Origin of the sequence: Pseudomonas sp. CCOS 191, assembly GCF_001007005.1 — a bacterium.
GTDB lineage: Bacteria > Pseudomonadota > Gammaproteobacteria > Pseudomonadales > Pseudomonadaceae > Aquipseudomonas > Aquipseudomonas soli.
On record NZ_LN847264.1, the window covers coordinates 5,782,119 to 5,808,562 of the forward strand.

Here is a 26,444-nt window from a genome sequence, read left to right on the forward strand (position 1 = left end):
AGGCCAAGAATGACTTGGGGCCGCTTCGCGCCCCATCGCCGGCAAGCCGGCTCCCACAAGGTCATGTGAGCCCTGTGGGAGCCGGCTTGCCGGCGATGGGCTGCAAAGCAGCCCCAATCAGTTCCAGCCTGAAACGCTTACTTGCGCTTCATCGACAGGAAGAACTCATCGTTGGTCTTGGTCTGCTTGAGCTTGTCGACCAGGAACTCGATGGCGGCGATCTCGTCCATCGGGTGCAGCAGCTTGCGCAGGATCCACATGCGCTGCAGTTCGTCGTCGGCGGTCAGCAGCTCTTCGCGACGGGTACCGGACTTGTTGATGTTGATGGCCGGGAACACACGCTTCTCGGCGATGCGGCGGTCCAGGGGCAGCTCCATATTGCCGGTACCCTTGAACTCTTCGTAGATCACTTCGTCCATCTTCGAGCCAGTCTCGACCAGCGCGGTGGCGATGATGGTCAGCGAACCGCCTTCCTCGATGTTACGGGCGGCACCGAAGAAGCGCTTCGGCTTCTCCAGGGCGTGGGCATCGACACCACCGGTCAGTACCTTGCCGGAGCTCGGGATCACGGTGTTGTAGGCACGCGCCAGACGGGTGATGGAGTCGAGCAGGATGACCACGTCTTTCTTGTGCTCGACCAGGCGCTTGGCCTTCTCGATGACCATTTCGGCAACCTGCACGTGGCGGGTCGGCGGCTCGTCGAAGGTCGAGGCGACCACTTCGCCGCGCACAGTGCGCTGCATCTCGGTCACTTCTTCCGGGCGCTCGTCGATCAGCAGGACGATCAGGTGGCACTCGGGGTTGTTGCGGGTAATGTTGGCCGCGATGTTCTGCAGCATGATGGTCTTACCGGCTTTCGGCGGTGCGACGATCAGGCCACGCTGGCCTTTGCCGATCGGGGCGCACAGGTCGATGACGCGACCGGTGAGGTCTTCGGTGGAGCCGTTACCGGCTTCCATTTTCAGGCGCTTGTTCGGGAACAGCGGCGTCAGGTTTTCGAACAGGATCTTGTTCTTCGCGTTTTCCGGACGGTCGAAGTTGATGGTATCGACCTTCAGCAGCGCGAAGTAACGCTCGCCTTCCTTCGGTGGGCGGATCTTGCCGACGATGGTGTCGCCGGTGCGCAGGTTGAAGCGACGGATCTGGCTGGGCGAAACGTAGATGTCGTCAGGGCCGGCCAGGTAAGAGGCATCCGCCGAACGCAGGAAACCGAAACCATCCTGGAGAATCTCCAGCACGCCGTCACCCGAGATCTCTTCGCCGCTTTTCGCATGCTTTTTCAGCAGGGCGAAAATCACGTCCTGTTTGCGCGAACGGGCCATGTTTTCGATGCCCATCTGTTCGGCCATTTCCAAAAGATCGGTAATCGGCTTTTGCTTGAGTTCTGTCAGGTTCATAAGGGGAGTGACGTAATCATGTAAGGAAGGGAAAAATTAAGCAGTTGGCTTAATGAGGCCGCGCCGCTAGATGGCGACAGGATCGCGTACTGATTCGAATTAGGGATGCTTCGGCGACGGCGTGCAGAGGGCACTGGAGAAGCAGTGCGAGGCCGAATGTAACACTTGCTTTTTTCGACGTCTAGTGGTTTTGGCCAGTGTTTTACGGGGCTATCCGACTGGATGGTCGCAAGGCCGGGGCTCGCCAGCCCTCGGGGAAACTACCTACAACAGATAAAGAAAAGCCCCGCATTTGCGGGGCTTCTTCACATCACAGGCTGGCGTCGAGGAACGCTTTGAGCTGCGACTTGGACAAGGCGCCGACCTTGGTGGCCTCGACGTTGCCGTTCTTGAACAGCATCAGCGTCGGGATGCCACGCACGCCGTGCTTGGCCGGGGTTTCCTGGTTTTCGTCGATGTTCAGCTTGGCGATGGTCACCTTGCCTTGATATTCCGAAGCGATGTCGTCCAGTACCGGCGCGATCATCTTGCATGGGCCGCACCATTCAGCCCAGTAGTCGACCAGCACCGCGCCTTCAGCCTTGAGTACGTCGGCTTCGAAGCTGGCGTCGGTGACATGTTTGATAAGATCGCTGCTCATGGATATCTCCAGGTCGTAAGCACAAAAAAACGTTGCCCATCATAGCCGCACCCAGGCGCGACAGGAAGCCACAGACGATTGAGTGTAACTATAGTTGTGCAAGACGCCACGAATCGAAACTGTCATATCACGGTCATAACATTGCTATGACATTGCCATGCATCAAGCCTTGCAGTGCCGCTCGTTGGCGTAGGACCACGATCGTGGCACGATTGCCGGGTTAACGACCGAGAACCTCCAGACCATGCCGCATACCACCGCGAAGAACCTGTCTCTGATCGCCGCCATCGACCTGGGCTCCAACAGCTTCCACATGGTCGTGGCCAAGGCCCATCACACGGAAATCCGCATCCTCGAAAGGCTTGGAGAAAAGGTTCAGCTCGCCGCTGGCATCGACGATGAGCGCAGGCTCAGCGAAGAAGCCATGCAGCGCGGCCTGGAATGCCTCAAGCGCTTCGCCCAGCTGATCAACGGCATGCCCCAGGGCGCGGTGCGCATCGTCGGCACCAACGCCTTGCGCGAAGCACGCAACCGCAACGAATTCATCCTGCGCGCCGAGGCCATCCTCGGCCACCCGGTCGAGGTCATTTCCGGCCGTGAAGAGGCGCGCCTGATCTACCTGGGCGTGTCCCACACCCTGGCCGACACCCCGGGCAAGCGCCTGGTCGCCGACATCGGCGGCGGCAGCACCGAGTTCATCATCGGCCAGCGCTTCGAGCCGCTGCTGCGCGAAAGCCTGCAAATGGGCTGCGTCAGCTTCACCCAGCGTTATTTCCGCGACGGCAAGATCACCCCGGCACGCTACGCACAGGCCTACACCGCCGCGCGCCTGGAGCTGATGAGCATCGAGAACGCCCTGCACCGCCTGACCTGGGACGAGGCCATCGGCTCGTCCGGGACCATCCGCGCCATCGGCGCTGCCATCAAGTCCGGCGGGCTGGGCAATGGCGAGGTCAACGCCGAGGGCTTGGCCTGGGTCAAGCGCAAGCTGTTCAAGCTGGGCGAGACCGACAAGATCGACTTCGAGGGGGTCAAGCCCGATCGCCGGACCATTTTCCCCGCAGGCCTGGCCATCCTCGAGGCGATCTTCGATGCGCTGGAGCTGCAGCGCATGGAACACTGCGACGGTGCCCTGCGCGAAGGCGTGTTGTTCGACCTGCTGGGCCGCCACCATCACGAAGATGTGCGCGAGCGCACCCTGAACTCGCTGATGGAGCGCTACCACGTCGATCAAGGCCAGGCCGCACGCGTGGAGCGCAAGGCACTGCACGCCTTCGACCAGGTGGCCAAGGCATGGGACCTCGAGGACGGCAACTGGCGCGATCTTCTGGGCTGGGCGGCGAAAGTACACGAAGTGGGCCTGGACATCGCCCATTACCACTACCACAAGCACGGCGCCTACCTGATCGAGCACTCCGACCTGTCCGGCTTCTCCCGCGAGGACCAGCAGATGATGGCCCTGCTGGTGCGCGGCCATCGCCGCAACATTCCCAAGGACAAGTTCGCCGAGTTCGGCGACGAAGGCATCAAGCTGATCCGCCTGTGCGTGCTGTTGCGCTTCGCCATCCTCTTCCACCATATCCGTGGCAACCAGCAGATGCCGAAAGTGGTACTGCAGGCCGGCGACGACAGCCTCGAAGTGGTCTTCCCTGCAAACTGGCTGGAAGAAAACCAGCTGACCCAGGCCGACTTCGCCAACGAGGCGGAGTGGCTGGCCCGGGTCAATTTCGTGCTGAGCGTCAGGTAACTCATACTCCTACACTAGTGCAATCCCTGTAGGAGCGGCTTTAGCCGCGAATCAGGCGACACGGTGCCTGGCACCGGCTAAGCCGGTGATCGCGGCTGAAGCCGCTCCTACAGGCACCAGGCATGGGCTCTAGCGTACGTTGAGGACCGGGTTGCTCAGGCGCTCCAGCAGGGTCGCCTGGGCACTGCGCGGGTTCTGGTTGCCGGTCGGGGTGCTGCGCACGTAGCGCCCGTCCGGTTGCAGGGTCCAGGCCTGGGTGTTGTCGGTCAGGTATCCCTCCAACTCCTTCTTGACCCGCAGCAACAGCTTCTTGCCTTCCACCGGGAAGCAGGTCTCGACACGCTTGTCGAGGTTACGCTCCATCCAGTCGGCACTGGACAGGTAGATCTGCTCCTCGCCGCCATTGAGGAAGTAGAACACCCGGGTGTGCTCGAGGAAGCGGCCGATGATCGAGCGCACATGGATGTTGTGCGAAACGCCCGGGATGCCCGGCCGCAGGCAGCACATGCCACGCACCACCAGGTCGATGCGCACGCCCGACTGGCTGGCCTTGTACAGCGCCTTGATGATCTTGGCGTCGGTCAGCGAGTTGAACTTGGCGATGATGTGCGCAGGCTTGCCCTCCAGGGCGAACTGGGTCTCCCGGGCGATCATGTCGAGCATGCCCTTTTTCAGGGTGAAGGGCGCGTGCAGCAGCTTCTTCATGCGCAGGGTCTTGCCCATGCCGATCAGCTGGCTGAACAGTTTGCCGACGTCCTCGGTGAGGGCGTCGTCGGAGGTCAGCAGGCTGTAGTCGGTGTACAGGCGGGCGTTGCCGGCGTGGTAGTTGCCGGTGCCCAGGTGTGCGTAACGGACGATTTCGCCCTGCTCGCGGCGCAGGATCAGCATCATCTTGGCGTGGGTCTTGAAACCGACCACCCCGTAGATCACCACCGCGCCGGCGGCCTGCAGGCGGCTGGCCATCTGCAGGTTGGACTCTTCGTCGAAGCGTGCGCGCAATTCGATCACTGCCGTGACCTCCTTGCCGTTACGCGCCGCGTCCACCAGGGCGTCGACGATCTCCGAGTTGGCACCCGAGCGATAGAGCGTCTGGCGCACGGCAAGCACGTGCGGGTCCTTGGCGGCCTGACGCAGCAGGTCGATCACCGGGGTGAACGATTCGAACGGGTGCATCAGCAGGATGTCCTGCTTGCCGATCACACTGAAGATGTTGTCGGCGTTCACCAGCAGCTTGGGGATCGCCGGGGTGAACGGCGTGTACTGCAGCTCCGGGTGGCTGTCGAGCCCGGTGATGCTGAACAGGCGAGTCAGGTTGACCGGGCCGTTGACCTGGTACAGCTCGCTCTCGCTCAGGCTGAACTGCTTGAGCAGATAGTCGGAGAGGTGTTTCGGGCAGGTATCGGCTACCTCGAGGCGCACGGCATCGCCGTAGCGGCGCGAGAACAACTCGCCGCGCAGGGCACGGGCCAGGTCGTCGACCTCTTCCGAGTCCAGCGCCAGGTCGGCGTTACGAGTCAGGCGGAACTGATAGCAGCCCTTGACCTTCATGCCCTGGAACAGGTCATCGGCATGGGCATGGATCATCGACGACAGGAACACATAGTTGTCGCCTGGCCCGCCAACGTCTTCCGGCACTCGGATCACCCGCGGCAGCAGGCGCGGCGCCGGGATGATCGCCAGGCCCGAATCGCGGCCGAAGGCGTCGACACCCTCGAGCTCGACGATGAAGTTCAGGCTCTTGTTCACCAGCAACGGGAACGGGTGGGTCGGGTCGAGGCCGATCGGGGTGATGATCGGCGCGATCTCGTCGCGGAAAAAACGCCGTACCCAGGTCTTGAGCTTGGGTGTCCAGTAACGGCGGCGGATGAAGCGAATGGCGTGCTTTTCCAGCTCTGGCAGCAGCACGTCGTTGAGGATCGCGTACTGGCGATCCACTTCGAGGTGCACCAGTTCGCTGATCCGCGCCAGCGCCTGGTGCGGCTGCAGGCCGTCGGCACCGGCCTGTTCGCGGGCGAAGTTGATCTGCTTCTTCAGGCCCGCCACACGGATTTCGAAGAACTCGTCCAGGTTGCTGGAGAAGATCAACAGGAACTTCAGGCGCTCGAGCAGCGGGTACGACTCGTCCAGCGCCTGCTCCAGCACGCGGATATTGAACTGCAGCTGCGAAAGCTCGCGATGAATGTACAGGCTGCTGTCGTCCAGGCTCGGCACGGCGATCGCCGGGGCCGGCGCAGGCGCTGGGGCCGGGGCGGCTTCAGCGACAGGTTCCGGCTGCGCTACCTCCGGCAGGTCGGGCGGGGTCTGCACCATTTCTTCGGGCACGGCCTGGGCATCCTTGATCGCGACAGGGTTGAGCACTTCGTTATTCATCTGACGTTCCTGGAGAGCGTTACTGCCCTCTCATCATTTGAGCGGCACGCACGGCGAAATAGGTCAGGATGCCATCGGCGCCTGCCCGTTTGAATGCGGTGAGGGATTCGAGGATCACGGCTTCGCTGAGCCAGCCGTTCTGGATCGCGGCCATGTGCATGGCGTACTCGCCACTGACCTGATAGACGAAGGTCGGCACCTTGAACTCGGTTTTCACCCGGTGAACGATGTCCAGGTACGGCATGCCCGGCTTGACCATGACCATGTCGGCGCCTTCGGCAAGGTCCGTGGCCACTTCGTGCAGGGCCTCGTCGCTGTTGGCCGGATCCATCTGGTAGGAGGCCTTGTTGGCCTTGCCCAGGTTCAGCGCCGAGCCGACCGCGTCGCGGAACGGGCCGTAGTAGGCACTGGCGTACTTGGCCGAGTAGGCCATGATGCGCACGTTGACGTGGCCGGCCACTTCGAGGGCTTCGCGGATCGCGCCGAGACGGCCGTCCATCATGTCCGACGGGGCGACCACCTGGGCGCCAGCCTCGGCATGGGACAGCGCCTGACGCACCAGGGCGTCGACGGTGATGTCGTTCTGCACGTAGCCTTCCTCGTCGAGGATGCCGTCCTGACCGTGGGTGGTGAACGGGTCAAGGGCCACGTCGGTGATCACCCCCAGTTCCGGGAAGCGGGCACGCAAGGCGCGGGTGGCGCGCTGGGCGATACCGTCCGGGTTCCAGGCTTCGGCGCCATCGAGGGATTTCTTTTCGATCGGGGTCACCGGGAACAGCGCCAGCGCCGGAATGCCCAGCTCTACCCAGCCCTGCGCGGCTTCCAGCAGCAGGTCGATCGACAGGCGCTCGACGCCCGGCATGGACGGCACTTCTTCGCGGCGGCCCTCGCCGTCCAGTACGAATACCGGAAGAATCAGGTCATCGACAGTCAGGGTGTTTTCGCGAACCAGGCGACGGGAGAATTCGTCCCGGCGGTTGCGACGCAGACGGGTGGCAGGAAACAGACGATTGGCGGGGGTAAAGCTCACGGCAGACTCCTGAGCCCGCGCAGGCGGGCGAGCGCGACAGTTATAAGCGGCCATTATGACGCCTGTGTGACACCCGAGGGCAACCCTGCGACTTGTGGCCGCAGTCATTGTCCTTGTAGGAATTGTTCACGTCGAGACACATTTGGACACTTTCCCGAACGCGCCCGAAGGGGTAGGCTGCGCGTTCATTTCGCCAGCACGCCAGAAAATGCTTCAACAATTCCTGAACGATTTCGGCTACTTTGCCCTTTTTCTCGGCACGTTCTTCGAAGGCGAGACCATCCTCGTGCTCGCAGGGTTTCTTGCGTTTCGCGAATACATGGATATCAAGCTGGTGGTCCTGGTGGCCTTCTGTGGCAGTTATGCCGGTGACCAGTTGTGGTATTTCATGGGTCGACGCCACGGGCGCAAGATCCTCGCCCGCAAGCCTCGCTGGCAAGCCATGGGCGACCGCGCGCTGGAGCATATCCGCCGCCATCCGGACATCTGGGTGCTGAGCTTCCGCTTCGTCTACGGCCTGCGCACGGTGATGCCGGTGGCCATCGGCCTGTCCGGCTACCCGCCACGCCGCTACCTGCTGCTCAACGGCATCGGCGCCGCAGTCTGGGCCCTGGCCCTGGGCCTGGCCGCCTATCACTTCGGCGCTATCCTCGAAGGCATGCTGGGCAGCATCAAGAAGTACGAGCTATGGGTGCTCGGCGGCCTGCTGGTGCTGGGCCTCGCGCTCTGGCTGCGCCGGCGCTTTCGCAACAGCCGCGCCGAGCGTCGCGCGGCGGCAGAGGGCCAGGCCGCCGAGGCTGAGCAGGCTGTAACCCAGGAGCAGCAGCCAGAACAGGGGCGTGACCGGCACTAAGCCCAGCGCGCCGGCCAGGTACAGCGCTGGCGCATTCGACAGCAGGCGCGCCAGCTCCAGGCGCGCTGCCCAGGGTCGATCCTCGAGCGCCACGCCCAGCACGAACAACCCGAAGGCCATTACCGTCCAGCCCAATGCCAGGGCCGCGGGCGTCACCTGTTCCGCCACGTCCATCAGATAACTGCCCAACGCCACGTAGACCGCGAACTGCGCCGTGACGTACAGCTGCTGTGCGCCGCCCAGCGGGATCGCGAACTTGCGAAACGCGGCAAGATCCTGCTTGGCCTGTGGATAAGCGGTGGCCACGTCCGCCGGCCGCCAGCCGGTGGGCATGAACCAGATGCGCAGTTTGTCCCACCAACGGGCCGTTCGCCGGGCGTCGTCCCACAGCTGGGCGTAGAACTGTACGTTGGCCCACAGCGGGTTCCAGCTCGCCAAAGGCGTGGTCACGCCGAAGATCACCGGCTCGCGCTCGTCCTCTTCCTGGAAAGTACCGAACAGCCGGTCCCAGATTATGAACACGCCGCCGTAGTTGCGATCCAAGTACAGAGGATTCTGCGCATGGTGGACGCGATGGTTGGACGGCGTGATGAAAATCCACTCGAGCCAGCCCAGCTTGGGCACATGGCGGGTGTGCACCCAGAACTGGTAGAGCAGGTTCAGCGAGGCCACGGTGATGAACACCAGGGGCGGCACGCCCAGCAACGCCAGCGGCAGGTAGAAGATCCAGGAAAACAGAAAACCGCTGCTGGTCTGGCGCAAGGCGGTGGTGAGGTTGTACTCCTCGCTCTGGTGATGCACCGAGTGCGCGGCCCACAACACGTTGCGCTCGTGACCCAGGCGGTGCAGCCAGTAATAGCAGAGGTCGTAGAGCACGAAGGCGACCACCCACACCCACCAGGCATCCGCCGGCAGCCGCAGCCAGGCCAGGTGCTCCCAGGCCACGGCATAGGTGATCAGCCCCACCCCTTTGGTCAACAGCCCGGTGCTGGTGGACAGCGCACCGGTGCTCAGGCTGTTGATCGAGTCGGCAAGCTGGTAGTTGCGGCGCCCGCGCACGCGGTCGGCGATCAGCTCCACCGCGATCAGCACGAAGAAGAACGGCACGGCCAGCAGAATCAGGTCCATGAACGGCCACCTCCAAGGTTGTCCACGAAGATTAGGCCTGCACTGGGGCAAATCCCATGGCTACATCTGCCAAACTAGAGGACATTTAGCGCCTCGACACTGGAGTATTGAGCATGACAAAAAAAGTTGCGGTGATTCTGTCCGGTTGCGGCGTGTATGACGGCGCCGAAATCCATGAGAGCGTGATCACCCTGCTGCGCCTGGACCAGCGCGGCGCCCAGGTGCAGTGCTTCGCGCCGAACATCGCGCAGATGCATGTGATCGACCACCTGACCGGGGAAGATATGCCCGAATCGCGCAATGTGCTGGTGGAGTCGGCGCGCATCGCCCGTGGCGAGGTGAAGGACATTCGCGAAGCCAAGGTCGAGGACTTCGACGCCCTGATCGTGCCGGGAGGCTTCGGCGCGGCGAAGAACCTGTCGAACTTTGCCGTCGAAGGCGCCAACTGCACCGTGCAACCAGACGTGCTGGCGCTGGCCGAGGCCTTTGCCGATGCCTGCAAGCCGGTCGGGCTGATCTGCATCTCGCCGGCCCTGGCGGCGAAGATCTATGGGCCGGGCGTGGTCTGCACCATCGGCACTGACGCCGGTACCAGCGCGGCGGTGGTGAAGATGGGCGGCACCCATGAAGAGTGCGATGTGCACGATATCGTCGAAGATACCCAGCGCAAGCTGGTGACTACCCCGGCGTACATGCTGGCCAAGTCGATCAGCGAGGCGGCGGGTGGCATCTACAAGTTGGTGGATCGGGTGCTGGAGCTGACCCACGAGGGTGACAAGTAAGGCCTCGAAGGCCTGCTACGCAGGCCATCGCCGGCAAGCCGGCTCCCACAGGATCACCTACACATGCGGGAACCGGCAGCCCCACGTACTCAACGCTTGGAAAGCCGTCCAAGAATCCGGTCCAGGGCATTGGCGAACGCCTGCTTCTCGCGTTCGCCATAAGGTGCCTGCCCGCCACCCACCTGCCCCTGCTCACGCAGTTCGGTGAACAGGTTGCGCACCGCCAGGCGCTCGCCCATGTTGCGCTCGTCGAACTCGCGGCCACGCGGGTCCAGCGCTGCCACGCCTTTCTTGATCAGGCGGTCGGCCAGCGGCACATCGCTGCAGATCACCAGCTCGCCGGGCTCGGCGTTGTCCACCAGGTAGTCGTCGGCCGCGTCCATGCCGCTGGGCACCACGATAAGCCGCACGCAGGCGAAGGCCGGCTTGATCTGCGGTTGGCCGGCCACCATCACCACCTCCAGCTTGCGCTTGAGGGCGAACTTGACGATCAGGTCCTTGGCCGCCTTGGGGCAGGCGTCGGCATCGATCCATACACGCATGGGATTAATCCTGTACTCCGGGCGGACATTATGCCAGCCCTAGCCTCATTGCGGGGCGGGGTGGCGGCACACCACCCCCTTCCCACTGCACAGACTCAGCTGGCCGCCGCCCGGCGCTTCTCGGCCAAGCGGCTGCGCCCATAGAGGAACACGATAGCCAGCAACGCCACCGCCTGCGCGCTCAGTGAGTAGAGATCGGCGTGGATCCCCAGCCAGTCGAACTCGAAGAACGCCACCGGCCGCGTACCCAGCACGCCGGCCTCCTGCAGCGCCTTGACGCCGTGCCCGGCGAACACCACCGACAGCGCACAGAGCAAAGCCGCGTTGATGCTGAAGAACAGCGACAGCGGCAGCTTGGCCGAGCCGCGCAGGATCACCCATGCCAGGCCCACCAGCAGCACCAGCGCCGTGGCACCGCCTGCCAGAACCGCCTGGTGGCCAGCCGGCCCGGCCTGCAGCCACAGGGTCTCGTAGAACAGGATCACCTCGAACAGCTCGCGGTACACCGAGAAGAACGCCAGCACGGCAAAGCCGAAGCGCCCGCCGCCACTGACCAGGCTGCTCTTGATGTAGTCCTGCCAGGCGGCGGCGTGGCGGCGGTCGTGCATCCACACGCCGAGCCACAACACCATCACCGCGGCGAACAAGGCCGTGCAGCCTTCGAGCAGCTCACGCTGCGCGCCACCGACGTCGATCACGTAGGCCGCCAGGGCCCAGGTGGCGAAGCCGGCGACCAGGGCCAAGGCCCAGCCAACGTTGACGCTGCGCACAGCCGACTGCTGGCCGGTGTTGCGCAGGAAAGCGAGGATCGCCGCCAGCACCAGGATCGCCTCCAGGCCCTCGCGCAACAGGATCAGCAGGCCGGAGATGTAGCTCAACGACCAACTCAGGCCATCGCTGCCCAGCAGCTTCGAGGCCTGTTCGAGCTTGACCTTGGCTTCGGCCAGGCGCTGTTCGGCCTGGGCCACCGGCAGGCCGTCCTGCAGCGACTGACGGTAGGCCATCAGCGACTTCTCGGTGTCCTTGCGGGCCTGGGTATCGATGTTGTCGAGCGAGCTTTCCACCAGCTCGAAGCCTTCCAGGTAAGCCGCCACCGACAAGTCGTAGGCCTGGTCGTGGTCGCCGGCGCGGTAAGCCGCCAGGCTCTTGTCCAGGGTGCTGGAGGTGTACTCGAGCAACTGCGCCGGGCCACGCTTGACCTGCGGCGGTTGAGCCCGCTGGGCGCGGAACGCGGCCACGGCGTTCACGCCTTCACTGGCGGCAACTTCGGCCGGGGTCTGCCGGGCCAGGTCGGCGAGGTTCCAGGTCTTGTCGCTCTTTGCCGCCTGCGGATCGGCGGTGAAGCTGGCGATATAGGCCGCCACGTCCCAGCGCTGGCGCTCGTCGAGCTGGTCGGCGAACGAGGGCATCTCGGTGCCCTCGATGCCCAGCCCGAGGGTGTTGTACAGGTCGAACAGGCTGAGCTGGTCGAGGCGCGCGGCATCGCGCAGGTTGGCCGGCGCAGGCTCCAGGCCGACGCCGGCCGGGCCATCGCCCAGCCCGGTATCGCCGTGGCAGATCGAGCAATTCTGGGCATACAGCGCTGCGCCACGGGCCGGGTCCGGGGTGATCACCGGTGCCTGGCTGACCTCGTAGGCCACGGCCAGGCGTGCACCCAGCTGGCGGGCCTGGCGAGCAACGCCGGCGCCATCCTGTCGCTGGTCGATGGCCTGGCGCAGGCTCTGGACACCCTGCTCCAGCGCGCCGCGCTCGGCATGCTCGGGCAGCCCCTTGACCAGCTCGGCCAGCACACCGCTGAACTCCTGTTGCTCGCGGTACTCCCCGTCGTCCACCACCTTGCCGTCGCGCACGGTCGGTGGGTAGTCGGCACCGATGTAATCCAGCAGATGCAACGCCTTGGTCGCCTCGGCGGGTGCTTCAGCCAGCGTCGGGGTGCTGCACAGCGCCAGCATCGGGCCAAGCAACAGGGCAGGCAGCCAGGCAAGCAGACGGGAACGGGAAATCATGGCCAATCTCGACGGAAATACGAAAGAGAACATTGTTCACTTCCACTCTCCCCCGCTCAAGGCTCACCGGCAGATTTCATGAAAAATCTTGCGACAAATTGACCGAGCGACAGCCTGGAAAGCGCTTTTCCGCCTGATGGCACGCCTGCAGAAAATGCGAAGCAATTCGCCATCACGTAGCTACTACTTTGGGTATAATCCCGCGCCGCCGTAATAGCCATTAGCAATCAAGGTGCCTCCATCGAGAGGTTCTGGCGATAAAACAGAGGGATCTGCCGCCCCCGCCCACGCGGCCAACCGTTTCAGGGAAAGAAGAAGTCCGATGGTATCCCGCGCCCTCACCCTGGCGACCCTGGTCGCCGCCGTGCAGCTTACCGGCTGCTCGGTGTTCCGCAGCTACGACAGCGAACTGCAGGAGACCAACAAGCAGTTGGCCGCCGGCAATGTCGACGCCGCCCTCGCCCTGCTGGAAAGCAACAACAAGGGCGACAAGAAAGACCTGCTCTACTACTTCGAAAAAGGCGAGCTGCTGCGCTCCAAGGGCGACCTCAAGGGCAGCCAGGACGCCTGGCGCTCGGCCGACAGCGTGGTGTTCCAGTGGGAAGAGTCGGTCAAGCTCGACACCGACAAGTACCTGAGCCAGTTCGGCAGCTACCTGGTCAACGACAAAGTGCGCCGCTACGAAGGCTACGACTACGAAAAAGTCATGCTGACCACGCAGATGGCCTTGAACCTGCTGGCGCAGAACGACTTCGACGGCGCCCGCACCGAGATCAAGAAGACCCACGAGCGCGAAGCGATCATCGCCGAGCTGCGCGACAAGGAATACCTCAAGCGCGAGGAAGAGGCCGAGAAGGAAGGCATCAAGACCGAATACAAGGACCTGCAGGGTTACCCGGTCGCCAGCCTCGACGCCCCTGAGGTGGTCGGCCTGAAGAACAGCTACCAGAGTGCCTTCAGCCATTACCTGTCCGGCTATGTCTACGAGGCCCTCGGCGAGAAGGGCCTGGCCGCGCCGGGCTACCGCAAGGCCGCCGAGCTGCGCCCGAATACCCCGCTGCTGGACCAGGCGCTGCTGGAGCTGGACAAGAACAGCGCCAAGGCCGGTGAAAGCGACGTGCTGATCGTGGTACAGACCGGCCTGGCCCCGGCGCGTGACTCGATCCGCATCCCACTGCCACTGCCGATCCAGGACAACCTGGTGATCACTCCGCTGTCGTTCCCGATCATCAGGGAAGACACTTCGACCGCGCACCTGAGCGAGATCCAGCTCAACGACAAGGCCCTGGCCCTGACCGCGCTCAACAGCACCACCGCCATGTCACGCCGCGCCCTGCGCGACGACATGCCGGGCATCATCCTGCGCACCAGCGTGCGCGCCATCAGTCGCGGCGTGGCGCAGAAGAACCTGAACCAGACCAACCCGATGGCCGGGCTGGTGGTGGGCATTGCCTCCACCGTGCTGGAAGGTGCCGATACCCGCACCTGGCGCACCCTGCCCGACGAAACCCAGGTGGCCCGTGTACGCCTCAAGCAGGGCGAACACCACCTGAGCCTGCCGTCGAGCCTCGGCGGCACCCAGGTCACGGTGAAAGTCGATCGCCCCTACCAGGTGGTCAGCCTGCGCGTGGTCGGCAACCGCGTGTTCGCTGGCGGCCCGTCCGTCGAAGTCGCCCCGCAGGCCGCAGCCACCGCTGTCGCCAGCCTCAAGTAACCCAAGGATCGAACATGCGCAAAACATGCCTCGCCCTGGCCGCCGTCGCCCTCCTGGCCGGCTGCGCCACCCCGCCCCCTGCCCCGGGCAGCGCCGCCAGCAAGGTGGTGACCATGGGCCAGCTGGATGACATCGAGATCGGCCAGATGCGCGTCGCCCGCGAAAACGGCTATCTCACTGTCAACGTGGCGCTGACCAACAGCAGCCGCAGCAACCAGACCCTGTTCTACCGCTTCGCCTGGCTGGGCAGCGATGGTTTCCCGGTGGCCGATGAAGAGAGCTGGAAGGCCCTGCCGCTGTACGGCAAGCAGGCCAAGTTCCTGCCCGCCATCGCCCCGACCCCCGCTGCCCACGACTTCCGCCTCGAAGTCCACACCCGGTAACCCCTTTCAGGAGCACATTCGATGTTTGCACGCCTTTCCCTCGCCACCCTCGCCATCGCCCTGGTCAGTGGCTGCAGCACCCCTTCGCCGGTTCTCGGCGGCAAGAACATCAGCTACGGCGACAGCAAGGCCGTCGAACTGGTGACCAACGAGTTCGGCTCCACCGACCTGCAGATGATCGCCGAGAGCATGACCCGCTCGCTGGCCCAGTCCGGCGTGCTGCATGGCCGCCCAGTGGTGCAGGTGTACGACGTGAAGAACAAGACCAGCGAGTACATCGATACCCGCGAGATCACCACCTCGATCAAGACCCAGCTGATGAAGTCCGGCGCCGCCCGCTTCGCCAGCGACAACACCGACATGCAGAGCCAGGTCGACCAGCTCAAGCTGCAGAACCAGAGCGGCCTGTACAAGAAGAAGACCGTGGCCAAGACCGGCAACATGATCGCTGCCCAGTACCGCCTGGAAGGCTCGATCAGCTCGATCGTCAAGCGCAGCAGCGACTACAAGGACGTGTTCTACAAATTCAGCCTGCAGCTGATCGACGTGGAAAGCGGCCTGGCCGAGTGGATGGACGAAAAAGAAATCCGCAAGACCACGGAGCGCTGATCGATGCGTGCATGGATGGCAATAATCGGCCTGGCCTGCGCCTTCGGCGCGCAGGCGGCCCCCAAGGTGGCGGTGACCGACCTGGCCTACCAGGCGCAGGTGGAGGAATACATCCACACCATCAACGCCCAGAGCAGCGGCCAGGCCGGCATGTACCACGCCAGCGGCCAGTCGAGCTACAGCGAGTACGAGAGCCTCAACAGCTACATCGAGCAGACCGAACTGCGCAAGTTCGGTGGCGACATCAAGGGTGAGATCCTCAAGACCGGCATGTTCCAGCTGGTCCAGGGCCGCCCCTACACCGCCGACTCGAAGGAAGACGTGTACGACGTGATCCGCCGCATCAAGAACGGCGCGTTCAAGGGTGCCGACTACGTGCTGTTCGGCACCCTGTCGGACATCGACTTCCAGCAGGACATCAACTCGCTGGACCACACCGACAGCTACTCGGCGGTGCTGGGCCTGACCGTGGTCGCCGACTTCAGCCTGATCAACACCCGCACCTACGAGATCACCTCGGCGTTCACCGCCATGGGTGAAGGGCAGGACACCAAACTGGTGAAAAGCCAGGACCGCCGCGTGACGTTGAACCGTCCGCGGGTGGTGCGCGATGTGTCGAAGGCGCTGGGCGAGGATGTGGCGCAGCAGTTGGCCGAGCAGTTGGGCGGCTCGGTACCTGGGCAGGCGAAGCAGCCGCGTGGGCGGGACAACCTGCCGCCGGATGAGCCGGCGCGGGTGCTGAACTGAGCCACACGCAATCCCTGTAGGAGCGGCCTTACCGAGGCGTCGGACCGGCCGGAAAGGGCCGCGAAGCGGCCCCTGGGATTTAGCTGTGATGCACAAATCGTTGGGGCTGCTCTGCAGCCCTTTCGCCGGCAAGCCGGCTCCCACAGGGATCTGTGCAGCTTTTGTGGGAGCCGGCTTGCCGGCGATGAGGCCAGCACAGGCAACCATGACAGCTGCCCATTCAAATCCAGATGGCATCCCAATGCGGATAATCGCCGATCCTCTCAACCAAGCCTGACCGCTTGGGATTCATGACAATGTAGCGCGCAACAGCGCGCACATCTTCCTCACGCCGCAATGCCCGATCATGAAAGCCTTGCTGCCACAGGCGACCGGTGCGCCTCTGATATCCATTGATCATCCGCGTACTGCGCGACTTGACCCTGCGCATCAGCGTTTTCAGATCCACGTCCCCAAGCTCCACAAGCCAGTGAAAATGATCTGGCATCACAACCCAGGCCAGCGAACGGGCGATGCCTTCTTGCTTCACAGTGCGCAACTGCGCAATCAGTAACCGAGCCGATCGCAGATCGACCAGATACGGCACGCGGTTCAAGGTCTTGCTGGTGAGCAGATAAAGCCTGCCTGGTTCGGAGAACCTGCCACGCCTGAGTTGATCGGAATGAGGACTATCCATATGCCTGCTCCTGTTGATGACAGGTCAGGCTAGTTCCCTCAGCGGGCGAGGCGTAAATGGAGTGACACGTGATGTTTCTGTGTTGCCTCCATCGCCGGCAAGCCGGCTCCCACAGGGATCTGTGCAGCCTTTGTGGGAGCCGGTTTGTCGTGGCGACGAACCGCGACGAAAGGGCCGCACAGCGGCCCCAGGGATTTCAGGGCCTGGCGCTATTCTTCCAGCCGCCACCCAATGCCAGGAACACCCCGATCTGCCCCATCGCCACCTGGCTGTTGGCTGCCGCCAGCTGTGCCCGTACATCGGTGTAGGTCCGCGTCGCCTGCAGGTCCGCCAGGAACGACTCACGCCCTACCTGATAGCGCATGTGGGTCTGGTCCGCCGACTCCTTGGCGGAGCGCTCCGCCTCGGCCAGCGCGTCGCGTCGATCCAGCAGCGCGCTGTATTGCGCCAGGCGGGTCTGGGTTTCGCGAATGGCATTCAGTACTACCCCATCGAAATGCGCCAGCGCCGCCTGGGTCGAGGCCTCGGCCATGCGGATGCGCGCGCGGGTGCCGTTGGTGGGGATGGTCCAACTGACCTGCGGGCCGAAGCCCCAGCGGTTGGTGGCCGGCTCACCGAGGTTGTCGAGGATGCCGATGGTGCCCACCTGGGCGCCGATGCTGATATCCGGGTACAACGCGCCAGTGGCCACACCGATGGTGGCGGTGGCTGCGGCCAACTGGCGCTCGGCCTGGCGCACATCCGGGCGGCGCTTGAGCAGAGCCGCACCATCGCCGACCGGAACCAGTTGCGACAGCTGTGGCAGCTCGGCGCAATCGGCGGTGCCGGCAGGCAATTGCTCGACAGGCTTGGCCAGCAACGCGGCCAGCGTATAGAGGCCCGCCTCGCGCTCGACCTTGAAGCGCGGCAGCTCGGCGCGCAAGGACTTGAACTGGGTCTGCGACCGGGTGACCTGGCTCTCATCGCCACGCCCGGCGTCGCGCAGACGCTGGGTCAGTTGCACGCTCTGCTGCTGCAGGTCCAGCGACTCGCGGGCGATGTGGTACTCCTCGTTGGCCGAGCACACCTGGGTGTAGGCCTTGACCACATCGGCCACCAGGGTGATGCGCGCGGTGTCGGCGGCGGCTTGCACGGCATCGGCATTGGCCTTGGCGGCCTCGGTGCCGCGCTTGAAGGTGCCCCACAGGTCGAACTGGTAGCTGGCGCTGATGATCGCCTCGCCAATGTTGGCCACCGGCACTTTCTCCGGCAGCAGGAACGCTTCGCCGGACTCCTGCAGGCGCTGGGCACCCAGCTTGACGCCACCATTGAAGCCACCCTGCGACTCGGCCACCTCCACCTGGGCGCGGGCCTTGGCGATGTTGGCGGCAGCCACGCGCAGCTCGGTGTTTGCGCCGAGCGCCTCGCGCACCAGCTGGTTGAGCCGTTGATCCTGATACAGCTGCCACCAGTCCTCGGGCACCGGCGCCGAGACCACGCTGTCGGCGTCCTGGCGCAGCGGGCCGTTGAGGTCGCCGCGCTGCACAGCGGCCTCCTTGGGCAGCTCGTAGTCCGGGCCGACCATCATGCAGGCGCCGAGGGACAGGCACAGCCCCGCCAGGATCAGCTGTTTCATGGGCGTTGGCCCTCGACGATCGACACCGTGGCGGTGCGCCCGGCGATCATGCGAAAGTCTGCCGGCACTTCGTCGAAGGTGATGCGTACCGGGATCCGCTGGGCCAGGCGCACCCAACTGAACGCCGGGTTGACGTTGGGCAGCAGGTTGGCGCCGCTGCTGCGGTCGCGGTCCTCGATACCGGCGGAGAGGCTCTGCACTCGGCCGCGCAGGTGGGTGGGGTCGCCCATCACACGGATATCCACGGCGTCGCCGATATGGATCCCGCCCAGCTTGGTTTCCTCGAAGTAGCCATCGACGTGGTACGAGGCGCTGTCGACCACCGACAACACCGGGCGCCCGGCGCTGACGAACTCATGAGCGCGCGGGGCGCGGTCGTTGAGGTAGCCATCCACCGGGCTGCGCACCACCGAGCGGTCGAGATTGAGCTGGGCGACATCCACCTGCACCTGGGCCTCACTCACCGCCGAACGGGCGCGGGCCTCGCGGGACTGGCTCTCTTCCAGCTGCTCGGCCGCCACCAGGTTGCCCAGCTTGCGGTTGCGCTGGGCCTCGCGGGAGGCCTGGGCCAGGGTTTCCTGGCGTTCGGCCAGGGTTGCCTTGGCCTGGCGCAGGGCCAGGGTGAAACGGTCCTGGTCGATGGTGAACAGCACGTCACCGCGCTTGATGGTCTGGTTGTCGCGCACCTCGACCTGCTGGATCAGCCCGGAAACATCCGGGGCGATCTGGATCACGTCAGCGCGGATATGACCGTCGCGGGTCCAGGGGGCGAACATGTAGTACACCACCATCTGCCACACGAGCACGGCGGCGAAGGTCACTACCAGCAAGGTCAGGACCACGCGGCCCAAGGTCAGCAAAGGTTTTTTCATGGCAGCATCAGGCTTCGGCAAAAGTGGTCCACCGCGCCAAGCAGCACGGCATACAGGGCAACGTTGAACAGCGCCCGGTGCCAGACCAGGCGGTAGAAATGCAGGCGCACCAGTACTGCGTGCACGCCCAGGTACAACAGGTAGGTGCCAAACATCATCACCAGCAGCGTGGGCAGGAACACCCCGCTGATATCCAGTTCACCGATCACAGGGGTGCTCCGTCGAGGCCCGGGGGCAGTTGCGTTTGTTCGGCGGGCTCGAGCATCACCTCGACACCTGGCAGCAGCGCCAGGCGCAAACCGGCCAGGGCGTGCAGCAGGTGGGTACGGGCATCGCCGCGCTCGTAAAGCTCATCGAGGTTCAGCGCCAGGCGCGCGCGCTCCATGTTGCGCAGCAGTGCCGCCGGAGCATGCAGGCGCTCGCCGGCGCGCAGGCAGGCGGCATAGTGCGCGCCGACTTCCTCGATCACCGTCTGCAAGCGCTCGCGAGCCTGGGCGCCGGCGCGCGGCATGTACGCCAGCAGGTCGAGCAGGTTCAGGCCCACGCGCAGGTCGCGCAGAGCCACGCCGCTGTCCTGGCCGGTCTGCGACAGGCGAGGCAGGTGCTGCATCAGGCGGTCGAGCATCTGCACGCCGACCTGGCGGTGCTCGGCCAGGGTGGCCGGCGCGGTCATCTCGACGATGTCGCGCCAGGCGAAGCGGGTCATGCGCTTGGCTGCCAGCTCCACGCCGAACGGGCGTACCACCAGGGTCCAGATGAAAGCGAACAGCAGCCCCACGGGACCGGCCAGGTTGGAATTGAGGAAGGTGAAGAAGTCGGCGTCGTAGGCGCCCTGGATGCTGATGAAGGTCGAGGTGTTGACGATGGTCAGCAAGGTGCCGAGATAGAAACGCGGCTGCACGGTCAGGGTGCCGACGCAGATGAACGGCACGGCGAAGGCCAGCACCAGCATGGCGAAATCATGCAGGTTGGGCAGCACCAGGAACAGGTACAGGCTGGAGAAGATCACCGACATCAGCGTCCAGAAGAAGAACCGGTAGATCTGCGGCGCCGGGTCGTCCATGGCGGCGAAGAAACTGCACGACACGGCGGCGAGGATCACCGCGCTGGCGCCGTCGTTCCAGCCCAGGCCGATCCACAGGCCGCAGGCGACGACAATGGCGGTGACGGTGGAAAACACCGAGTAGAGCATCAGCCCGCGGTCGAAGAACGGTGTCAGCCGGCCCAGGCGCCAGTGACGGTAGACCGCGCGCCAGGGTGTGGCGTCGTCCTTGCGCAGGGCGTGCTGCAGGCTGCAGCAGTCCTGCCACAGGTCAACCCATTCGGTCAGGCGGTAGAGGGCGTTGGACAGCAGCAGCTCGGCGCGCTGGTCGAGGGCGGCGGCGCCCGGCTGCAGGCGGTCGATCTGCTCGTGCAGGGCGGTCCAGCGTGCCACCGACGCGCTGTCGGCGGTGCCTTCGAGCCATTCGCGGGCGCTGTCCAGCACCGGTTGCAGCAAGGCGAACTGCGCCGGGGCGCGACCTTCAAGGGCGATCAGGGCATCGTCGAGCGCGTCGATCACCGGCAGCAGATGGATCATCCGCCCGCGCAATTCGCGGGCGTTCTTCAAGGTATGCGGGCCGGCGCCTTCATGGCCGAGCTGGCCGATCATCAGTTCCAGCGAGTTGAAGGTGGTGACCATCGCGCCACGCATGCCGCCGACCTTGTCGGCGCCGGCTTCGCGGGCCAGGTAGGTGTCGCAGTAGCGGATCGCCTCGCCGAACCAGCTGCCGGTGGCGCCGACCACCACGGGCGCCAGCCGGCGCGGCCAGAACACCGCGCCAACCACCGCCGCACAGACGATCCCCAGGCAGATTTCCTGGGCCCGGGACGAGGCCACGTCGAACACTGCCAGCGGGTTGTCGACCACCGCCAAGGCGATCATCGGCAGGGTGTAGCCGGCCAGCATCAGCACGTAGTTGTTGGCCGTGCGCAGGTTCAGCGAGAGGAACAGCAACGTGCCGGTCCACAGGGCGATGGCGATGCTCAGCAGCAGCGGCGATTGCACCAGCGGCGGCACCAGCAATATCGCCCCGCCAGCGCCCAGCAGGGTACCCAGGGCGCGGTACAGCGCCTTGGAGGTGGTCGGGCCGAGGAATGGACTGGAGACGATATAGACCGTGGCCATGGCCCAGTACGGGCGTGGCAGTTGCATCAGCAGGGCGATATACAGGGCAATCATCGACGCGGCGAAGGTGCGTACGCCGTAGAACCAGTCGCGGGCCGGCGGGACCGAGCTGAAGAAGCCACTCATGGCTGCAGGCCTGCCTGTTCGAAGGCATGGATGACCCGCAAGGTGGCCTCCAGGTCGGCCTGGTCGATGCCTCCAAGCACCTCACGACGCAGGCGTACCAGCTCGCCTTCGATGGACTCGGCCAGCGCACGGCCCTCGACGGTCAGGCTCAGCGCCTTGGCACGACGGTCCAGCGGGTCCTCGCTGCGACACACCAGGCCAGCCTTGCACAACTGGTCGAGCAGGCGCACCAGCGACGGGCTTTCCAACCCGGCCGCCTGGGCCACCGCCACCTGATGCACGCCATCGCCCAGGCGCACGATCATCAGCAAGGGGACGGCGCAGGCTTCGGAAATGCCGTAGCCGGTCAGGGCGCCCTGGCACAGGCGGCGCCAGTGCCGGGCAGCCACAACCATGCCGCTGCTGATTTTCAGGTGCAGTGCGTCGAGGGACATGTGAGAACCGAGGATATTCATAGTTTGCTAACTATCAATATACGCCCTGCCCTCCCCCTGTCGTCAACCGCAGGTGACGGAGGGAAAAGATGAAAGGTTGTTCATGATCCCGGCAGGCACGCTGCGCTCAAGGCTGGATCTGGTCTTCCAGCTTCATGGTCAGTGCCAGCGTGCTGCCCAGCTGGATCGCCTGGTCGCGCCAGCCCAGGTAGCGCGCCGCGTCGCGGCTGCTGAAATGCACTGCCAGCTCCTCGGCGGCCTGCATCACCCCGGTTGCCGCCGCCAACTCCAGCCAGTAAAGACCGGCCTTGATATCGGCTTCGACGTACAGACCGTGCAGCAATCGGTACCCCACCTCGAAGCGGCAGCGCTTCTCGCCACGCTCGGCGCCACGCAGAAACCATTGGTAAGCCTCGAGCGGATCGACCTGCCACACCTGGTCACCCTCGCACACCTCTTCCTCGTACAGATCGGCCAGCGCCGCGGCGGCATGCACCATGCCCCGCTCGAAAGCATGGCGGTAGTATTCGGCCGCGTTGACGTAGGAAACATCAACGCCCTTGCCGAAGTAGTGCTGCTGGCCGAGGTTGAACCAGGCGGCAGCGTTGCCCTGCAACGCCGCCATGCGCAACAGGTGCCCCGCCAGCACCGTGTCGCCGCGCCAGTATTTGCCATTGAGCCAGATCCAGCCCAGGTCGTTGAGCGCGGCGACATTGCCCAGCAGGGCCTGGCGGCAGAGGTCGTGGTAGACCGCCTGCAGGTCGACTGCCTCGTCCAGGCGGTCGATCAGGCCAAAGCGCTCGCCGCTCAGGGCCTGTTGGGCAGGCATGCCGACCCCGGCGAACAGCCGGTGGCGCTGTCCGGGGCGGGCCGGTGCCGGGACGATCCGCTCGGGTAGAAGCCGGGCAAGCAGCGAATGGATATTGCTGGCGGCAGACATGTTCATCCTCATTGAACGACCCACAGCTCCAACCTCCACTGTGGTGAGGCGTGATTCTGCGCGATGCCACGACAAAACCTGTCGCGAACGAATTGATCCCAGGCAACCAATTGCATCTTCCTTGATCTGAGCAGGCTGTGGCCAATTGCCATGCCCTGCCCGTGCCGCCATCCTATGCCGGCAAGCCTAGACAAGGACGTTTCCTTTTGCCGTTCGCCACCACCCGCGCCACCCTCAGCCGCCAATGGGCATTGCTGCGCCAGTTGCCCAGCCGCTCCCCCGGGATCACCAGTGCCGAACTGGTGTGGCGCCTGCGTGACGTGGGCTTCAATGTCAGCAAGCGCACGGTCGAGCGCGACCTCAACGAGCTGTCGCTGATCTTTCCGCTGGAGCGCAACGACAAGAGCATCCCGTTCGGCTGGCACTGGTCGGCCAACGCCGGCGGCGAGTTGCGCGGGAACTTCGACCTGCAGGGGTATCTGCGCGGCGATACGTTGCAGCCTGGCCAAGGGGAAGGCATCGAACTGCAGGCGTGGATCAGCGACTTGCTGGCTCGCCGTCTGCGCGAGACGCCGCTGACCGCCGACATGCAGTTGACCGCGCTGGATCAGGGGCACCGATTGCGGGCAACCGTGGCGGATAGCTGGCCCTTGCGCTGGTGGTTGCTGAGCCAGGGGGATGGGCTGGTGGTGGAAGCGCCGCTGGCATTGCGCGGGGAGATTGCGCGGACATTGGCCAGTGCGGCGGCCAAGTATCGGGACTAGACCCCGATTTCGCCGCTGGCTGATCTGGCCTCTCGCCGGCAAGCCGGCTCCCACACCGACCGTGCGGTCCTCAAGTCTTGCGCCCTACCTGTGGGAGCCGGCTTGCCGGCGAGAGGCCGGTACAGGCAACACACTAGCGCTGCATCCCCCAGCGCCGCACGGTCAGCCGTTCGAGGGTGTTGAACACCAGCCCCTCCACCAACAGGCCGATCAGGATCACCACTGCCAGCCCGGCGAACACCTTGTCGGTATACAGCTCGTTGCGGTTCTGGAAGATGTACCAGCCAAGCCCGCCCTTGCCGCTGCTGGCGCCGAACACCAGCTCGGCGGCGATCAGGGTGCGCCAGGCGAAGGCCCAGCCGATCTTCAGCCCCGACAGGATCGACGGCAGCGCCGCTGGTACCAGGATGTGCAGCACCAGGCGCAGGCCACGCAGCCCGTAGTTGCGCCCGGCCATGCGCAGGGTTTCGGACACGCCGAGAAAGCCTGCGTATGTGTTGAGCGCCAAGGCCCACAGCACCGAATGCACCAGCACGAAGATCAGGCTGTTGTCGCCCAGGCCGAACCAGAGCAAGGCCAGCGGCAACAGGGCAATGGCCGGCAGCGGGTTGAACATCGAGGTCAGCGTGCCCAGCAGGTCGCGCCCCAGCTGCGTCGAGACGGCCAGGCTGGTCAGGCCGAATGCCAGGACGATGCCCAGCACATAGCCCTTGAGCAGCACCACCAGCGAAACGCCGACCTTGGCTGGCAGCTCGCCGCTGAGCAGCCCGTCCCACAATGCGCTGGAGGTTTGCAGGAAGCCCGGCAGCAGCAGGTCGTTGCCGGTATAGCGAGCCACCGCCTCCCAGGCCACCGCGAGCAGCATCAGGATCGCGGCCTTGCGCAGCCAACCCTGTTGCCACAAGCGCTGCATCAGCGGCAGCTCACGCTCCAGCGGCACACCCGGGAGGGGTTGCAGCGGCACTTCGTATTCCTGGCGTACAGGTGTCGTGGTCATGTCCTGGCTCCTGTCAGTAGGCAATACGGATATCGTTGAAGCCCAGATCACCGGTTCTTTCCGGGGCGTCGGCCTGGTCGAAGAGCAACCGGTGGATGCGCCGGGCGCTGGCCTGGAAATCACTGGCGCCGAGGCTGCCGAGGTCGTACTGATGGCTGTGCACCTCGGCCCGCACCCGCCCCGGATGCGGCGACAGCAGCAGGATGCGGTTGCCCACCACCAGCGCCTCTTCGATGGAGTGGGTGACGAACAACAGGGTGAAGCGCACCTCTTCCCACAACAGCAGCAGCTCTTCCTGCATCTTGCGCCGGGTGAGCGCATCGAGCGCGGCGAACGGCTCGTCCATCAGCAGGATCTTCGGTTGCGTGGCCAGTGCCCGAGCGATGGCCACACGGGCTTTCATGCCGCCGGACAAGGTATGGGGGTATGCGTCGGCGAAGGCGGCCAGGCCGACCTTCTCCAGGTAATGCAGCGCCCGCTCTTCAGCCTCGGCGCGCTTGAGCTGGCCGGACACCAGCAGCGGGAACATCACGTTCTGCTTCACCGTCTTCCACGGCGGCAGCTGGTCGAATTCCTGGAACACCACGATCCGGTCAGGCCCGGGGCCGCGCACCGGCTGGCCCTGCAGCAGGATCCGCCCTTCCCGGGGTTCGATGAAGCCAGCCACGGCCTTGAGCAAGGTGGACTTGCCGCAGCCGGAGGGGCCGAGCAGGACGAAGCGGTCGGCGCGATCCACCTCGAAACTGACCTGGTGGGTGGCCCGCACCACGCGCTGGGCGGTGCGGTATTCAAGGCTCAGGTTGTCCACCGCCAGCAGCGGTGGGGTGGCGACACGGCTCAGGTTGCTGGCCGTGTGGCCTGGCAGTGGGGCGGTCATCGGCGCTCAGCTCCCCTGCAACGGGCGTTCATCCTGGAAGAAGTAGTCCTTCCACGATTCGGGCTTGTGCTTGATCGCGCCGACCCGGTAGAGGAACTCGGCCAGCTTGTAGGTGTTCTTCGGCGTGACAGTGAATTCGTACTGCGGGTTGTCGATCAGCTTGATCAGCGCCTCGCGGTCGATCTTGGCCTTGGTCACGCGGATGTAGGTATCGGCCGCGGCGGCCTTGTCTTTCTGGGCGAAGTCGGCGGCTTCGGCCAGGGCATCAACGAAGGCCTTGTAGGTCTTGGGATTGTCCTTGCGGAATTTCTCGGTGGCGAACAGCAGGGTCGGTGAGTTGGGGCCGAGCAGGTCGTAGCTGTCGAGCACCACGTGCACGTTCTTGTTGGCCAGCACCTGGTCCTGGAATGGCGGGTTGGAGAAGTGCCCGTTGAGCTCGGTGCCGCCGGCCAGCAAGGCCGCGGTGGCGTCCGGGTGCGGCACGGCCAGGGTGTACTTGTCGAGGCGGTTGTATTCCTTGTCGCCCCACTGCCGTGCGGCAGCGTACTGCAGGAAGCGCGACTGTACTGAAACGCCTACCGCCGGGACGGCGATACGGTCCTTGTCGGAGATATCGGCGATGGTCTTCACATTGGGATTGCTGCTGACCAGGTAGTACGGGAAGTTGCCCAGTGAGGCCACGGCCTTGACGTTCTGGCGGCCCTTGGTGCGATCCCACACGGTGAGCAGCGGCCCGACGCCGGCGCCGGCGATGTCCACCGAGCCGGACAGCAACGCGTCGTTGATCGCCGCGCCGCCGGACAACTGGGCCCAGTCGACCTTGATCTCGAGGCCCTGCTCCTTGCCATGCTTCTCGATCAGTTGCTGGTCACGGACCACGTTGAGCAGCAGGTAGACGATGCCGAACTGCTCGGCGATGCGGATCTGCCCTTCGGCGTGGGCCACGGTGGGCGCCGCCAGACTGCCTAAGCCCAAGCTAACGCCCAGGCCGATACTTGCCGCCAGGCGGCTGATGGATTTGCGCATGG

24 protein-coding genes and 1 pseudogene are annotated in these 26,444 nt (G+C 64.7%); 8 read left to right on the forward strand and 17 right to left on the reverse strand.

Features of this window, described 5'->3' with window-relative positions; translation table 11 throughout:
* Positions 1 to 137: 137 nt before the first annotated feature.
* A complete protein-coding gene (gene rho / locus CCOS191_RS25795) occupies positions 138 to 1,397 on the reverse strand; it encodes a transcription termination factor Rho (RefSeq protein ID WP_011536308.1) in 1,260 nt (419 codons plus the stop codon).
* Positions 1,398 to 1,707: 310 nt separating this feature from the next.
* Complete coding sequence (trxA, locus tag CCOS191_RS25800; protein ID WP_046857535.1) at positions 1,708 to 2,037, reverse strand: thioredoxin TrxA; 330 nt, start codon at positions 2,035 to 2,037, stop codon at positions 1,708 to 1,710.
* A gap of 244 nt (positions 2,038 to 2,281) precedes the next feature.
* Here trxA and ppx point away from each other — a divergent pair, with 244 nt between their 5' ends.
* A complete protein-coding gene (ppx, locus tag CCOS191_RS25805) occupies positions 2,282 to 3,784 on the forward strand; it encodes an exopolyphosphatase (RefSeq protein WP_046857536.1) in 1,503 nt (500 codons plus the stop codon).
* A gap of 129 nt (positions 3,785 to 3,913) precedes the next feature.
* Here ppx and ppk1 read toward each other — a convergent pair whose 3' ends face one another.
* Together ppk1 and hemB are read right to left on the reverse strand one after the other, a co-directional pair.
* Entirely contained in the window at positions 3,914 to 6,094 is a 2,181-nt protein-coding gene (gene ppk1 / locus CCOS191_RS25810; RefSeq protein WP_401107872.1) for a polyphosphate kinase 1, read from the reverse strand.
* Positions 6,095 to 6,173: 79 nt separating this feature from the next.
* Positions 6,174 to 7,184 carry a porphobilinogen synthase gene (hemB, locus tag CCOS191_RS25815; RefSeq protein ID WP_046857538.1) on the reverse strand — a complete coding sequence of 337 codons (1,011 nt, stop codon included), beginning with the start codon at positions 7,182 to 7,184 and terminating at the stop codon, positions 6,174 to 6,176.
* Positions 7,185 to 7,392: 208 nt separating this feature from the next.
* Here hemB and CCOS191_RS27745 point away from each other — a divergent pair, with 208 nt between their 5' ends.
* Complete coding sequence (locus CCOS191_RS27745; protein WP_082120495.1) at positions 7,393 to 8,037, forward strand: DedA family protein; 645 nt, start codon at positions 7,393 to 7,395, stop codon at positions 8,035 to 8,037.
* A 501-nt stretch (positions 8,038 to 8,538) separates the two neighbouring features.
* On the opposite strand, the pseudogene CCOS191_RS28500 reads toward CCOS191_RS27745, so the two are convergent.
* Positions 8,539 to 9,165: pseudogene (locus tag CCOS191_RS28500) on the reverse strand (sterol desaturase family protein); the annotation flags it as partial.
* Between the two features lie 113 nt (positions 9,166 to 9,278).
* Between CCOS191_RS28500 and elbB the strand changes: the two are divergent.
* On the forward strand, positions 9,279 to 9,947 hold the full coding sequence (gene elbB / locus CCOS191_RS25830; protein ID WP_046857540.1) for an isoprenoid biosynthesis glyoxalase ElbB: 669 nt from the start codon (positions 9,279 to 9,281) through the stop codon (positions 9,945 to 9,947).
* A gap of 89 nt (positions 9,948 to 10,036) precedes the next feature.
* Here elbB and CCOS191_RS25835 read toward each other — a convergent pair whose 3' ends face one another.
* Positions 10,037 to 10,489, reverse strand: coding sequence for a YaiI/YqxD family protein (locus CCOS191_RS25835; RefSeq protein WP_023630873.1), 453 nt, complete (start codon positions 10,487 to 10,489; stop codon positions 10,037 to 10,039).
* Positions 10,490 to 10,584: 95 nt separating this feature from the next.
* On the reverse strand, positions 10,585 to 12,528 hold the full coding sequence (locus tag CCOS191_RS25840; protein ID WP_046857541.1) for a cytochrome c/FTR1 family iron permease: 1,944 nt from the start codon (positions 12,526 to 12,528) through the stop codon (positions 10,585 to 10,587).
* 289 nt (positions 12,529 to 12,817) lie between these two features.
* Between CCOS191_RS25840 and CCOS191_RS25845 the strand changes: the two genes are divergently transcribed.
* The 4 genes from CCOS191_RS25845 to CCOS191_RS25860 are packed head-to-tail and all read left to right on the forward strand — an operon-like array spanning position 12,818 to position 15,948.
* Positions 12,818 to 14,209 (forward strand): COG3014 family protein, encoded by a 1,392-nt coding sequence (locus CCOS191_RS25845; RefSeq protein WP_046857542.1) that lies wholly within the window; start codon positions 12,818 to 12,820, stop codon positions 14,207 to 14,209.
* Positions 14,210 to 14,223: 14 nt separating this feature from the next.
* The gene (locus tag CCOS191_RS25850) at positions 14,224 to 14,592 is read left to right on the forward strand and encodes a YcfL family protein (protein WP_046857543.1); all 369 of its coding nucleotides are present in this window, start codon (positions 14,224 to 14,226) and stop codon (positions 14,590 to 14,592) included.
* Positions 14,593 to 14,613: 21 nt separating this feature from the next.
* The gene (gene lpoB / locus CCOS191_RS25855; RefSeq protein WP_046857544.1) at positions 14,614 to 15,201 is read left to right on the forward strand and encodes a penicillin-binding protein activator LpoB; all 588 of its coding nucleotides are present in this window, start codon (positions 14,614 to 14,616) and stop codon (positions 15,199 to 15,201) included.
* Between the two features lie 3 nt (positions 15,202 to 15,204).
* Positions 15,205 to 15,948 carry a hypothetical protein gene (locus tag CCOS191_RS25860; protein WP_046857545.1) on the forward strand — a complete coding sequence of 248 codons (744 nt, stop codon included), beginning with the start codon at positions 15,205 to 15,207 and terminating at the stop codon, positions 15,946 to 15,948.
* Between the two features lie 220 nt (positions 15,949 to 16,168).
* Here CCOS191_RS25860 and CCOS191_RS25865 read toward each other — a convergent pair whose 3' ends face one another.
* The 7 genes from CCOS191_RS25865 to CCOS191_RS25895 form a co-directional block, all read right to left on the reverse strand.
* Positions 16,169 to 16,624 carry an REP-associated tyrosine transposase gene (locus tag CCOS191_RS25865; RefSeq protein ID WP_046857546.1) on the reverse strand — a complete coding sequence of 152 codons (456 nt, stop codon included), beginning with the start codon at positions 16,622 to 16,624 and terminating at the stop codon, positions 16,169 to 16,171.
* Between the two features lie 196 nt (positions 16,625 to 16,820).
* Positions 16,821 to 18,239: an efflux transporter outer membrane subunit gene (locus CCOS191_RS25870; RefSeq protein WP_046857547.1), complete on the reverse strand. Its 1,419-nt coding sequence runs from the start codon at positions 18,237 to 18,239 to the stop codon at positions 16,821 to 16,823.
* Entirely contained in the window at positions 18,236 to 19,111 is an 876-nt protein-coding gene (locus CCOS191_RS25875) for an efflux RND transporter periplasmic adaptor subunit (protein ID WP_046857548.1), read from the reverse strand. The genes CCOS191_RS25870 and CCOS191_RS25875 overlap by 4 nt, the downstream gene beginning before the upstream one ends.
* Positions 19,108 to 19,320: a DUF1656 domain-containing protein gene (locus CCOS191_RS25880; protein ID WP_011531590.1), complete on the reverse strand. Its 213-nt coding sequence runs from the start codon at positions 19,318 to 19,320 to the stop codon at positions 19,108 to 19,110. The genes CCOS191_RS25875 and CCOS191_RS25880 overlap by 4 nt, the downstream gene beginning before the upstream one ends.
* A complete protein-coding gene (locus tag CCOS191_RS25885) occupies positions 19,317 to 21,404 on the reverse strand; it encodes an FUSC family protein (RefSeq protein ID WP_046857549.1) in 2,088 nt (695 codons plus the stop codon). The genes CCOS191_RS25880 and CCOS191_RS25885 overlap by 4 nt, the downstream gene beginning before the upstream one ends.
* Entirely contained in the window at positions 21,401 to 21,838 is a 438-nt protein-coding gene (locus tag CCOS191_RS25890; RefSeq protein ID WP_023630816.1) for a MarR family winged helix-turn-helix transcriptional regulator, read from the reverse strand. Before CCOS191_RS25890 ends, CCOS191_RS25885 begins: the two co-directional genes overlap by 4 nt.
* A 127-nt stretch (positions 21,839 to 21,965) precedes the next feature.
* Positions 21,966 to 22,778, reverse strand: coding sequence for a tetratricopeptide repeat protein (locus tag CCOS191_RS25895; RefSeq protein WP_046857550.1), 813 nt, complete (start codon positions 22,776 to 22,778; stop codon positions 21,966 to 21,968).
* 206 nt (positions 22,779 to 22,984) lie between these two features.
* Here CCOS191_RS25895 and CCOS191_RS25900 point away from each other — a divergent pair, with 206 nt between their 5' ends.
* Positions 22,985 to 23,542, forward strand: coding sequence for a WYL domain-containing protein (locus CCOS191_RS25900; protein ID WP_046857551.1), 558 nt, complete (start codon positions 22,985 to 22,987; stop codon positions 23,540 to 23,542).
* A gap of 133 nt (positions 23,543 to 23,675) precedes the next feature.
* Here the strand turns inward: CCOS191_RS25900 and CCOS191_RS25905 are convergent, their stop codons facing one another.
* The 3 genes from CCOS191_RS25905 to CCOS191_RS25915 are packed head-to-tail and all read right to left on the reverse strand — an operon-like array spanning position 23,676 to position 26,442.
* On the reverse strand, positions 23,676 to 24,539 hold the full coding sequence (locus CCOS191_RS25905) for an ABC transporter permease (protein WP_046857552.1): 864 nt from the start codon (positions 24,537 to 24,539) through the stop codon (positions 23,676 to 23,678).
* Between the two features lie 13 nt (positions 24,540 to 24,552).
* Positions 24,553 to 25,416: an ABC transporter ATP-binding protein gene (locus CCOS191_RS25910; RefSeq protein WP_046857553.1), complete on the reverse strand. Its 864-nt coding sequence runs from the start codon at positions 25,414 to 25,416 to the stop codon at positions 24,553 to 24,555.
* A gap of 6 nt (positions 25,417 to 25,422) precedes the next feature.
* Positions 25,423 to 26,442, reverse strand: a complete 1,020-nt coding sequence (locus tag CCOS191_RS25915; RefSeq protein WP_046857554.1) for an ABC transporter substrate-binding protein — start codon at positions 26,440 to 26,442, stop codon at positions 25,423 to 25,425.
* Positions 26,443 to 26,444: the final 2 nt, after the last annotated feature.